This window comes from Promicromonospora sp. NPDC060204, assembly GCF_042728455.1.
Taxonomy (GTDB): Bacteria; Actinomycetota; Actinomycetes; order Actinomycetales; family Cellulomonadaceae; genus Promicromonospora.
The window spans coordinates 1-10,883 of sequence record NZ_JBHWZO010000220.1; the positions used below are offsets into that span (position 1 = coordinate 1).

The window sequence follows — 10,883 nt, forward strand, 5'->3', positions numbered from 1 at the left end:
GCCTGTTCGGCCCACTCTTGGGGGATACCTGTTCGACTGCGGGCTTCTGGCCTGGTTTGCGTGGTCGGCTGGTTGCGTCGTGGTCGGCACCGGCCTGTGCCGACTTGAATGCAACCTGCCGACCTGAACTGCGAACTGCCGACCTGGCCGCGCGCCACAACGAACGAGCCCCTGACCACATGGGTCAGGGGCTCGTTCGTCACTCTGGGTGCGGTAGCGGTGGGATTTGAACCCACGGTGGACTTTCACCCACACACGCTTTCGAGGCGTGCTCCTTAGGCCGCTCGGACACGCTACCTTCGCCCGCCACATCAGTAGCAGACCGTAGGAGGATACCCGGTCAGAGCCCGGTTCCACGAATCGGTTCTCCGACGGCCTCCGGCAGGCCCTCGACGCCCGCTCCCGCGCCGCCCAGCACCGGCCCGCCGGGCACCAAGACTCCCAGCCACCTCCCAGCAGAGCACAGGCTCAGCCCAGCCGTGCCCCAGGAACCGGCTGGGTCCATGCGTTTACCTCGTGTTCATCACCCCGATAACCCTGGAGATCCGATGAACCAGCTCATGCTCTACGCGGTCGACCTCGTCGCCGTCACCATCCTCACCTTCGCGCTCTACTTCCCGCGGCACCGCCGGCGCGACCTCGTCGTCGCCTACCTCGGCGTCAACGTCGGGGTGCTCGCGGTGTCCGCGACGCTCTCCGCGAGCGCCGTCGCGGCCGGCCTCGGACTCGGCTTGTTCGGCGTGCTGTCGATCATCCGGCTGCGCTCCACGGAGCTGTCGCAGCACGAGGTCGCCTACTACTTCGCGTCGCTCGCGCTCGGCCTGCTGGGCGGGCTCGGGACGAGCGCCGGCTGGCTGGGGCTCGCGGGCAGCGGCCTGATCCTCCTGGTGATGGCGCTGGCCGACCATCCCCGCCTGTTCGCGAGGCACCACAGCGAGCTGGTCGTCCTCGACCGCGCGATCCCCGACCAGACGGAGCTGATCGCGTACCTGGAGCAGCTCCTCGGGGCCCGCGTGCACGCCCTGTCCGTGCAGCGCCTGGACCTCGTGAACGACTCCACCTGGGTCGACGTCCGCTACTCCGAGGCGCGTCGTCTGCCGATCGTGACCGACGACGGCGCCGGCGCCCCCACCACCCTGCATCCGAGCACCCCGCAACAGGGAACCACCGGCGGCGGGCACCCCGAGCTGGCGGCAGCCCGATGATCGACACCCTCGCCCCCGTGACCCTCGACGAGCTGAACGAGGCCGCCGCGCTCCAGACCCGGCGCGACCGCAAGTACGTGCTCACCCCGGACGAGCTCGACGACCTGCTCGCGGCCCTGCCGCCGGCTCGGGTGCTGGAGATCGACGGCTCCCGCTCGTTCGCCTACGACTCCACCTACTTCGACACCCCGGAGCTGGACGCGTACCGCCTCGCGGCGACGCGTCGCCGTCGCCGGTTCAAGGTCCGCACCAGGACCTACGTGGACACCGGAACCTGCTTCGTCGAGGTGAAGACCCGGGCGGGCCGCGGCACCACGGTCAAGGAGCGGCAGCCGCACGACGACGCCGACCACCTCGGCCCGGCCCGCACCTTCGTCTCCGAACGCCTGGCCGACGCCGGGGCGCCGTCGGCGCCCGTGCTCGCCCCGACCCTGCGGTCTCGCTACCACCGCACCACCCTGCTGCTCGACGACGCCCGCGTCACGCTCGACACCGGCCTCGTCTGGGACCTGCTGCTCCCGGCCGCACCGGACAACGCCGACGCCGGGCTCACCGACGCCGACCACACCGGCGCCGGCTCGGCCGACGCATCAGTGCTCCGCAGCGCCACGATCGGCGACCTCGTGGTGGTCGAGACCAAGACCGCCGCCGGCTCCGGGCCCTCGTCCGTGGACCGTCTCCTCTGGCGCGCGGGCCACCGTCCCGACCGCATCTCCAAGTACGCCACCGGGCTGGCCGTGCTGGAGCCCGGCCTGCCGGACATGCCCTGGCGGCGCCTCGTCCGCCGTCGGCTCACCGTGAGCGCGCCCACCACCGCACGACACCTCCTGACCAGCGAGAGGACCCCAGCATGAAGATCCGCCGACCCCGCCCATTCCTGACCGCCACGATCTCCGGCGCCCTCGTGCTCGGCGCCCTCGCCGGGTGCAGCACGGCCACCGCCGAGACCACGAGCGGCACGAACGCGACGACCACGACGACCATCTCGGAGGTGGCGACCACTACCGACGACGCACTGGCCGACAACGAGGACTACACGGACCTCGCGGCCATCGCCGAGGAGACCTGGGACACCGCGGACGAGACCACCGTCTCGCTCGACGGCGACAGCGCCACGGTCTCCGGTGACGGCGCCACCGCCGACGGTTCCACCGTCACCATCTCGGCGCCCGGCACCTACCGGATCAGCGGCACGCTCGACGACGGCCAGGTCGTGGTCAGCTCCGAGGCCAACGGCCTCGTGCGACTCGTCCTCGACGGCGCGGACATCACCAGCTCGACCGGGTCCGCCGTCGCGGTCACGCAGGCCGACGACGTGTCCGTGGTGCTCGCGGACGGCTCCTCCAACAGCCTGACCGACGCCGCGACCTACGCGGACACCAGCGAGGACGCACCCAACGCCGCCCTGTTCTCGGCCGACTCGATGGTCATCTCGGGCACGGGCTCGCTGGACGTCACCGGCAGCACGAACGACGGGATCGCCTCGAAGGACGGCCTCGTGATCGCGGGCGGCGACATCACCGTCACCGCGGTGGACGACGGCGTGCGCGGCAAGGACTTCCTGGTCGTCACCGACGGCACGCTCGACGTCGGCGCCGAGGGCGACGGCCTCAAGGCTGACAACGAGGACGGCACCAACGACGACGGCGAGGCCGTCGGCTACGCGGCGCTCCTCGGCGGCACGGTCACCGTCGCGTCCGGCGACGACGGCGTCCACGCCGAGAGCGACCTCGTCGTCGACGGCGCCACGATCACCGTCTCCGAGTCCGTCGAGGGCCTGGAGGCGGCGCACATCCTGGTCGCGAGCGGCACGGTGGACGTCACGTCGTCCGACGACGGCTTCAACGCCGCGGGCGGCACGAGCACGACGACCGACACCGCAACGACCGACGGCACCGCGGCGGACGCCGCGGACGGCCAGGACACGGGCGCCCAGGCCCCCGCGGAGGGCGAGGCGCCCACGGGTGGCGAGCCGCCGACGTCGGGCACCATGCCGGACGGCGAACCGCCGCAGGACGGCGGCGGCGGCGCGGGTGGCGGTGGCGGCATGCCCGGCGAGGCCGCGGGCGACTACTCGCTCGTGATCACGGGTGGCGACGTCACGGTCGACGCCGGGGGCGACGGCCTGGACTCGAACGGGACCCTGACGGTCTCGGGCGGCGACGTCACGGTATTCGGCCCGACGGACGGCGGCAACGGCACCCTCGACAGCGCCGGCGCGCTCACGGTGCAGGCCGGCACGCTGCTCGCCGTCGGCACGTCGAGCATGCTGCAGACGCCGGGCGACGGCTCGGAGGGCTGGGTCGCCGCGACCTTCGACACCCTGGCCGCGGGCACGGAGCTCACGGTGGTCGACTCGTCCGGCACCACGGTGGCCGAGGTGACCCTGGCCAAGGACACCCAGTCCGTGGTCCTGGCCTCCGAGGTCGTGACCACGGGCGAGGAGTACACGATCCAGGCCGACGGCACGGACGTCACCACGGCCACGGCGGGCGAGTCCCCGGCGAGCACCGGCATGGGCACGCAGCCCTGAACCCCGCCGCAAAGACGTGTCAGGCGCTCAGGCCACTCCGGTGACCTGAGCGTCCGACACGTCGAGGGGGTGGCTCAGTAGACGTAGGGCCAGCCCGCGGAGTCGTAGCCGAGGAGGTTGATGCCCAGCCGCGAGGCCCCGCTGTCGGTGTAGTAGTGGTAGAAGAGCGCATCGGCGTCGCTGTCCGGGAGCACCGCCTGGTGGCCGGTCCCGTGGAAGCTCCCGTGGCCGGCCAGGATCTCGGTACCGCCGCCCGACGTCATGGCCGTCCCGGCACGGTCCACGTAGGGACCCGTGACCGACGTCGACCGGCCCACCATCACCCGGTACGTGCTGCTCGCGCCCTGGCAGCAGGCGTCGAACGAGACGAACAGGTAGTAGTAGCCGTTGCGGTAGTGGATGGTCGGCGCCTCGATGGCACCGCCGCCACGGCCGGCGATGCTCCGGAGCTCGGACCCCGACCGCTTGCCCGTCGAGGAGTCCAGCGTGATCAGCTTGATGCCCGACCAGAACGAGCCGAAGCTGAGGTACCAGCGGCCGGACTGGTCGATGACGAGGTTCGGGTCGATCGCGTTGAAGCTGTCCGACGTGTTCGACTCGATGACGAGGCCCTGGTTGGTCCACGACCCCTGCGCGCCCGTGGTGCTCGTGGCGAGAAAGATGCCGGAGTGGTTCGAGCCGAAGGTCGACGCCGAGTAGTACAGGTAGTAGCGGCCGTTGACGTAGGTGATGTCGGGCGCCCAGAGGTGGTTGCTGCCGTTCGTGTACGCGTGCGTCCAGGAGGCGCCGTTCGGGAACACGGCCCCGGCGTCGCTCCAGCGGGTGCGGTCCGTCGACGTCTTCAGGGTGATCCCGTCGCCCGTGTGGGCGAGCAGATAGATGCCGGCTGGCGACTTGGCCACCTCCGGGTCGTGCACACCGGTGCTCCCGGTGACGACGCCGGGGTCGGGATAGGCCGCCACCGCGGCGGGCGCCGCCGGTGCGATCGCGAGCCCTGCCGCGACGAGCAGCGCGACGGCCGCCTGTCGGCGTCGGGCGCTGGGGGTGAGACGTGCTCGGAACTGGTGCATCGTTGCCTCCGTCCGGTACGTGCCGGGCACGACGGAGCGGTGGTTGTGAGCGCTCACAATCGCCGCCGGACCTTCGTCGCTCCGGCTTCTACAAGGTTGTAGAACAGTGTGGAGGTGGGTGAATCAGCGCGTCAAGAGGCACCTCGGGTCCGTCGAATGGCCTGTGAAATGTCCGGGGTCGCGGGGTAGTGTTCCGGACACCGCCGAGGGAGGACACCGATGCCCGCGCCCACACTCTTCGACTACGCGGACCACAGTCCGTACTCGAACCCCGGACACCACACCGGATACTTCACCGAGCTGAGCACCGATCCGGAGGAGCTGCACCGGTTCGTCTGCACCGCCGTCGTGCACTACCGGGCCGATGGCCCGACACTGACCGACGAGCAGAAGAGCGACCCCGACCGGCGCTGGCTCACCTCGATCCTGGACGCCGCCGAGCTGCGCGCGCCCCTCGACGGGCCGCGCACGCACGGTCAGCAGGTGGCGGGATGCTGCCGCGACCACACGCTGCTGACGCTCGGCGTGCTGCGCACGCACGACGTGCCGGCGCGCTCCCGGATCGGCTTCGCCAACTACTTCGTGCCGAGCTGGAACGCCGACCACGTGGTGGGCGAACGCTGGGACGGGAAGCGCTGGGTGCGGTTCGACTCCGAGCTCGACCAGAAGGACTTCGACTTCGACGTGCACGACATGCCCACCGGGCCGGAGTCGCCGTTCGTGACGGCGGCGGAGGCGTGGCTGGCGATCCGCGCCGGGACCGTCGACCCTGCGACGTACGGCGTGACGACGGAGGTGTCGTACCTGCACGGCAAGGACTTCGTGCGCTCGTACGTGCTGTACGAGGTGGCGCACCGGCACCGCGACGAGCTGCTGCTCTGGGACTTCTGGGGACCGCAGCTCGGCACGTCCTCCGTCCAGGAGGCCGCGGGCGGCCAGGCCGCGGCCTGGGTCCGGGACGCGGGCCTGCCGGGCGCGGAGATGTCCGACGACGAGTTCGACGCCGTGGCCGACGAGCTCGCCTACCTGCTCGTGGCTGCCGACGCCGGGGACGGCGAGGCGGCCGACCAGCTCGCCGAGCTGTACCACGGGGACTCGCGGCTGCACCCGGGCAACCGTGTGCTGACGCTCTCCCCCACGGGCCACGACGGCATCACGGACCTCACCACCCGCTAGCCCCTCGTGTCAGACGTACGGGTCACCCGGGTGACCCGTACGTCTGACACCGGCCTCAGGCGGGCGGGGGGAGGCGACGGACCAGCTCCTGCAGGACGTCGCTCGTCCCGGCGTCGACCTTGACCGTCGCGTACTTGTCGCCGCGCGTGATGCCGCGGTTCACGATGACGACGGGCTTGCCCGCCTCGGCCGCGTGCCGCACGAACCGCAGCCCGCTCATCACGGTCAGCGACGAGCCGGCGACGAGCAGCGCGTCGGCGGAGTCGACCAGCGCGAACGCCCGCTCCACCCGCTCGCGCGGCACGTTCTCTCCGAAGTAGACGATCTCCGGCTTGAGCACGCCCCCGCAGAACTCGCAGGGGGCCGGCTTGAAGTGCGCGGTCGACTCGATGACGGCGTCGGCGTCGGGCGCGATCTCCACGTCCGCGACGTCGCCCACGGACTCCAGGAAGCCCGGGTTGAGCTCGGTGAGCCGCTCCGCGAGGTGCGTGCGCGAGATGACCCGGCCGCAGTTGAGGCAGATCACACGGTCGTAGCGTCCGTGCAGGTCGATGACGTTGCGGGAGCCCGCGTCCTCGTGCAGGAGGTCCACGTTCTGCGTGATGATGCCGGCGAGGATGCCGCGCTCCTCCAGCTCGGCGAACGCGCGGTGGCCGGCGTTCGGCGCGGTGCGGTCCACGTGCTGCCAGCCCACGTGGTTGCGCGCCCAGTAGTGCCGGCGGAACTCCTCGTCACCGACGAACTGCTGGTAGGTCATGGGGCTGCGCGGCGGCGAGTCGGGGCCGCGGTAGTCGGGGATGCCGGAGTCGGTCGAGACCCCCGCGCCCGTGAGCGCGGTGATCCGGAGGCCCGAGAGCACGTCCACGACGTCGTCCACGGTGGTGCGGGCGACCTCGACGGGCTCGGGCTGCCACGTGGTGGGTCGAGCTTGAGGGAACACGCTTACGAGGGTATGCCGCCGGGTGCCCGGCGCACCCGTGGTGTGTTCCATTTCGCACCGCGGTTCGTCCTGCTGGTCGGCGAGGACGCGCCGCTACCGCGCCCGTCAGCCCCGCCGCGCCCCGAAGAACTCCCGGAGCAGCGCCCCGCACTCGTCCTCGCGGAAGCCGCCCAGCACCTCGACCTCGTGCAGCGCGCGCTGGTCGCGCACGAGGTCCCACACGGAGCCGGTGGCGCCGGCCTTCGGGTCCCACGCGCCGAGGACCAGCCGCCGCACCCGCGACTGCACGAGGGCGCCCGCGCACATCGGGCAGGGCTCCAGCGTGACGACGAGCGTGCAGCCGGACAGCCGCCACTCGCCGCGCGCGGCCGCGGCCGCGCGTATCGCGAGCACCTCGGCGTGGGCGGTCGGGTCCCCTGTCGCCTCCCGCTCGTTGTGCCCGACGCCGATCACCTCGCCCGCCTCGTCGAGCACCAGGGCGCCGACCGGCACGTCGCCGGTGTCCAGGGCACGCCGGGCCTCGTCGAGGGCGACGCCCATCCACCGTTCCCAGTGCGCGCGGCGCTCGGCGGCGCTCAGTCCCGCTGTGTCAGACACACAGGTCACCCTAGTGACCTGGGGGTCTGACAACGCGGTGTGCGGGGCGGAGTGTGGGACTGGCGACTTTCCGGGGCTCCGCACCGCCCCGGCGTTCGACCGCCCGGTAGCGTTGGCCCCATGCGCCTTCACGTCGTCGATCACCCCCTGGTAGCCCACAAGCTGACCGTCCTGCGGGACGAGACCACGGACTCGCCCACGTTCCGCCTGCTGGTCGACGAGCTGGTGACGCTGCTGGCCTACGAGGCCACGCGCGAGATCGCCACCGAGCCGCACGAGGTGAAGACGCCGATCACCACCATGACGGGCACGCGCCTCGCGTCCCCGCCGCCGCTGGTGGTGCCGATCCTGCGGGCGGGCCTGGGCATGCTGGACGGCATGAGCCGCCTGCTCCCGACGGCGGAGGTCGGGTTCCTCGGCCTCGTGCGCGACGAGGAGACGTTCAAGGCCGTCACGTACGCGAACCGCCTGCCCGACGACCTGACCGGCCGGCATGTGTTCCTCATCGACCCGATGCTGGCCACCGGCGGCACGCTGGTCGCGGCGATCGACTACGTGCTGGAGCGCGGCGCGCGCGAGGTCACGGCGGTCTGCCTGCTGGCCGCCCCGGAGGGCATCGCGCTCCTGGAGGAGCACGTGGGCGACCGCGCGAACCTGTCGGTCGTGGTCGCGGCCGTGGACGAGCGCCTCAACGAGAAGGCCTACATCGTGCCCGGCCTGGGCGACGCCGGAGACCGGCTGTACGGCATCGTCTGACGCCGGCGTGGCGCCCCGGCCGGGGCGCCCCGGGCCGCTAGGCCTGCTCGCCCTCGGAGATCGCGGGCTCGCAGCGGTCGAGGCCCATCAGCCGCCGCCAGGGGCTGTCCGTCGGCGCCCTGTTCACGGTCCGGGTCGTGAACGCGGCCTGCTCGGCGGCCGGGTCGTCCACCGTCGGCTCGCAGGTGGGCTCGGGCAGCACGCAGTTCTCGCCCTTCACGGCGAACGACTTCTCCACCGTGAAGGAGTTGCCCTCCAGCTCACGGGTCAGCCGGACGGTGACGTTGCCGTCGAGCGTGAACAGAGGCTGCGGGGGCAGCGCGAACGTCGTCGACCCCGCGGGGACCGCCTGCTCCTCGCTCGTCGCGCCGGTGGCGTCCTGCACCAGCACACCGCGCCACTCGCGGCCGGTGCCGTTCTGCACCGTCGCCTTGATCTGCACGTTCTGGTCGACGCACTCGGCCGCGGCCTCGACCGTGAGCTGCTCCGCCGTCGGCCAGGTCACGTCGGCACAGGACTTGAAGGCGACGTCGAGCTGGTCGAGCGTCTGGCCCGCCGCTGTCAGCGCCACGGTGCCGGTGCCCCAGACCACCGGGAACTCGATCACCTCGGTCTGCCCGGCGGGCACGGTCCGGGTGACGTCCCCGACGTGGAACGGCACCGGCAGGGTCGAGGCCGTGTTGTCCGCCGTGACCTGGAAGGTCTGCACCGAGTGGTCATTCTCGGCGTCGAACACGCAGGACTCGGCAGCCATGGTCCGCTCGCCCGCCGCCGGCTGGATCTGGGCGGCGGCGAAGGACTGCGTCGGGTTGCTGGCGGGCGTGCTCGGGGCGTCGGCCAGGTCGCCGTCGGAGTCCGCGACCTCGCGGGAGAGGTGGAACGTGACGTCGCCCGCCGGCATGTGCGTGCGGTCGGTGTTCACGGAGAGGTCCACCGAGCCGTCGGCCGCGACGGGCAGCTTGACGGTCTTGAGCGTGTCCTCGCCAACGGGCACGGACATGACGGCCGACATCGACTCGTTCGTCTTGTTGGTGATCGTGCCCTGGACGGTCACCGTGCCGCCCGAGTTGACGGTCTGCACGCTCGTCGCGGTGTCCCACGCGGGCTCGTAGCAGTCCACCGAGCGGTGGTCACCGGCGGCGACCCGGGTCTCGTACGTGTTGCCGTCCACGGCCGTGGTCAGCACGAACGTGGCCTGGCCGGCCGGGACGCGCAGGCCGTCGTGCACCGTGACCCGGGCGGACTCGCCGGGCGCCACGTCCTTGCCCGTGGACTCGCGGCTGCCGGCCGCCTCCAGGGCGACGCGCACGACGCGCTGGGTCGTGTTGGTGTAGCTGCCGATCACGGCGGCGTCGGCCTTGTCGACCCCGCCGGTGGCGAGGCAGGACGCGGTGACGGTGCCCACGCCGGCGCCGGCGTTGGCCCAGGCCGAGGTGGCGACCAGCGTGGCCGAGGCGGAACGTGCGCTGCCGGCGAGGACCGGCCGGACGTTCGCCACGCCCAGCTCGGCGGGCTGCGCCGCGGACGACGCCGCGGTGGTCACGTTCAGCGACACGTCGACAGCGCCGTCCGGCTCGATCTGCGACGACGACAGGTAGGACCCGGAGATCGGCGAGCACAGCCAGGAGTTCGGCAGGTCACCGGCCGCGCACGAGAGCTGCGCCTGCTCCGACGCCGGCTTGACGCCGTCGGGCAGGGACACGGCGACGGCCCAGCCAGGACCGACCGTGCGGTCGCCGGTGCTGACCAGCGTGACGGGCAGCGGCGCGCTGCCCGGGCTGGACAGCGAGACGTCCCGGGTCTGCGCGGACAGCTCCGGGCCGAACGCCGCGACCGTGCGGCTCGGCAGGTCGACGTTCATCGCCTGGAGGCCGTCGGCCCAGACCTTGGCGCTCACCGGGTAGTCACCGCCGGCGTTGGCCTGCACCGGCACGACCACGCTGCGCGTCGCGCCCTGGGCGAGCTCGCCGATCGAGCAGAGCACGACGTTGGCCCGCTCGGTCGGCGTGCAGCCGACCGGGGCCTCGACCGGGACAGAGCCCTCGGTGGTGGGCGCGCTGGGCGACGCGCTCGGCGACGTCGGCATCTCGATCTCGCTGGTGGACGAGCCCGCCGAGGCGTCGGCCTTCGCCTCCGACGACGTGCCACCGGTCGCGACGGGCGTCGGCGTGGCCTCGGCGGTGGGCGGCGCACTGCTGGAGACCAGGCGGCCGCCGATCCCGGTGCCGAAGGAGCCCTCCGGCTTCGCGGCGCTGAGCCCGTTCGGGAGCGTGACCTCGAGCTGGGCGCCGGTCGCGCCGGCGGAGCCCGTGTTCTGCACGGTGAACGACAGGTTCTGGCTCTGGCGAGGCGCCAGCGGCTGCGCGGCGTCCGCGTAGTCGACCTCGATGTACGCGGTGTTCTCGTTGGGCACGACGTCGGTCGGCAGCACGGGGTTGCCGCCCTTGACCTCCTCGGCGGAGCCGCCGCCCGGCAGCTCCCTGCCGTCGTTGGTGGCGATCACCGTGTCGATCAGCGTGTCCGCCTCGGGCGGCGCCGTGATCTGCAGCGCCGCGACCAGGCCGACGGCGGCGACGGCGAGCGCGCCCGCGGCCACGCTGCCACCC

9 protein-coding genes and 1 tRNA gene are annotated in these 10,883 nt (G+C 72.4%); 5 read left to right on the top strand and 5 right to left on the bottom strand.

Annotation, left to right across the window (positions count from 1 at the left end):
* Window positions 1-211: 211 nt before the first annotated feature.
* Window positions 212-298, bottom strand: a tRNA-Ser gene (locus ACFWEJ_RS22360).
* A 250-nt stretch (window positions 299-548) separates the two neighbouring features.
* Between ACFWEJ_RS22360 and ACFWEJ_RS22365 the strand changes: the two genes are divergently transcribed.
* From ACFWEJ_RS22365 to ACFWEJ_RS22375, 3 genes are read left to right on the top strand one after another with little or no spacing between them, the layout of a single operon-like run.
* On the top strand, window positions 549-1,205 hold the full coding sequence (locus ACFWEJ_RS22365; RefSeq protein WP_377231390.1) for a DUF4956 domain-containing protein: 657 nt from the start codon (window positions 549-551) through the stop codon (window positions 1,203-1,205).
* On the top strand, window positions 1,202-2,059 hold the full coding sequence (locus ACFWEJ_RS22370) for a polyphosphate polymerase domain-containing protein (RefSeq protein WP_377231391.1): 858 nt from the start codon (window positions 1,202-1,204) through the stop codon (window positions 2,057-2,059). The genes ACFWEJ_RS22365 and ACFWEJ_RS22370 overlap by 4 nt, the downstream gene beginning before the upstream one ends.
* Window positions 2,056-3,738 carry a carbohydrate-binding domain-containing protein gene (locus ACFWEJ_RS22375; protein ID WP_377231392.1) on the top strand — a complete coding sequence of 561 codons (1,683 nt, stop codon included), beginning with the start codon at window positions 2,056-2,058 and terminating at the stop codon, window positions 3,736-3,738. Before ACFWEJ_RS22370 ends, ACFWEJ_RS22375 begins: the two co-directional genes overlap by 4 nt.
* Before the next feature lie 74 nt (window positions 3,739-3,812).
* On the opposite strand, the gene ACFWEJ_RS22380 is transcribed toward ACFWEJ_RS22375, so the two are convergent.
* Window positions 3,813-4,808 carry an arabinan endo-1,5-alpha-L-arabinosidase gene (locus ACFWEJ_RS22380; RefSeq protein WP_377231393.1) on the bottom strand — a complete coding sequence of 332 codons (996 nt, stop codon included), beginning with the start codon at window positions 4,806-4,808 and terminating at the stop codon, window positions 3,813-3,815.
* A 219-nt stretch (window positions 4,809-5,027) separates the two neighbouring features.
* Here ACFWEJ_RS22380 and ACFWEJ_RS22385 point away from each other — a divergent pair, with 219 nt between their 5' ends.
* The gene (locus tag ACFWEJ_RS22385) at window positions 5,028-5,984 is read left to right on the top strand and encodes a transglutaminase domain-containing protein (RefSeq protein ID WP_377231394.1); all 957 of its coding nucleotides are present in this window, start codon (window positions 5,028-5,030) and stop codon (window positions 5,982-5,984) included.
* A 55-nt stretch (window positions 5,985-6,039) separates the two neighbouring features.
* Here ACFWEJ_RS22385 and ACFWEJ_RS22390 read toward each other — a convergent pair whose 3' ends face one another.
* Complete coding sequence (locus tag ACFWEJ_RS22390; RefSeq protein ID WP_377231395.1) at window positions 6,040-6,924, bottom strand: NAD-dependent protein deacetylase; 885 nt, start codon at window positions 6,922-6,924, stop codon at window positions 6,040-6,042.
* A gap of 105 nt (window positions 6,925-7,029) precedes the next feature.
* Window positions 7,030-7,464 (bottom strand): nucleoside deaminase, encoded by a 435-nt coding sequence (locus tag ACFWEJ_RS22395; protein WP_377231397.1) that lies wholly within the window; start codon window positions 7,462-7,464, stop codon window positions 7,030-7,032.
* Window positions 7,465-7,641: 177 nt separating this feature from the next.
* On the opposite strand from ACFWEJ_RS22395, the gene upp reads away from it, so the two are divergent.
* Window positions 7,642-8,277 (top strand): uracil phosphoribosyltransferase, encoded by a 636-nt coding sequence (upp, locus tag ACFWEJ_RS22400; RefSeq protein ID WP_026366119.1) that lies wholly within the window; start codon window positions 7,642-7,644, stop codon window positions 8,275-8,277.
* Window positions 8,278-8,314: 37 nt separating this feature from the next.
* Here the strand turns inward: upp and ACFWEJ_RS22405 are convergent.
* Window positions 8,315-10,883: hypothetical protein (locus ACFWEJ_RS22405; RefSeq protein WP_377231396.1), on the bottom strand; the 2,569-nt coding region annotated here is incomplete at its 5' end.

What these genes read in the sequence shown, in the direction of transcription:
- ACFWEJ_RS22370 (WP_377231391.1), top strand. Translation starts at nt 1,202, where the DNA reads ATGATCGACACCCTCGCCCCCGTGACCCTCGACGAGCTGAACGAGGCC.
- ACFWEJ_RS22395 (WP_377231397.1), bottom strand. Translation starts at nt 7,464, where the DNA reads ATGGGCGTCGCCCTCGACGAGGCCCGGCGTGCCCTGGACACCGGCGAC.
- ACFWEJ_RS22385 (WP_377231394.1), top strand. Translation starts at nt 5,028, where the DNA reads ATGCCCGCGCCCACACTCTTCGACTACGCGGACCACAGTCCGTACTCG.
- ACFWEJ_RS22375 (WP_377231392.1), top strand. Translation starts at nt 2,056, where the DNA reads ATGAAGATCCGCCGACCCCGCCCATTCCTGACCGCCACGATCTCCGGC.
- upp (WP_026366119.1), top strand. Translation starts at nt 7,642, where the DNA reads ATGCGCCTTCACGTCGTCGATCACCCCCTGGTAGCCCACAAGCTGACC.
- ACFWEJ_RS22365 (WP_377231390.1), top strand. Translation starts at nt 549, where the DNA reads ATGAACCAGCTCATGCTCTACGCGGTCGACCTCGTCGCCGTCACCATC.
- ACFWEJ_RS22380 (WP_377231393.1), bottom strand. Translation starts at nt 4,808, where the DNA reads ATGCACCAGTTCCGAGCACGTCTCACCCCCAGCGCCCGACGCCGACAG.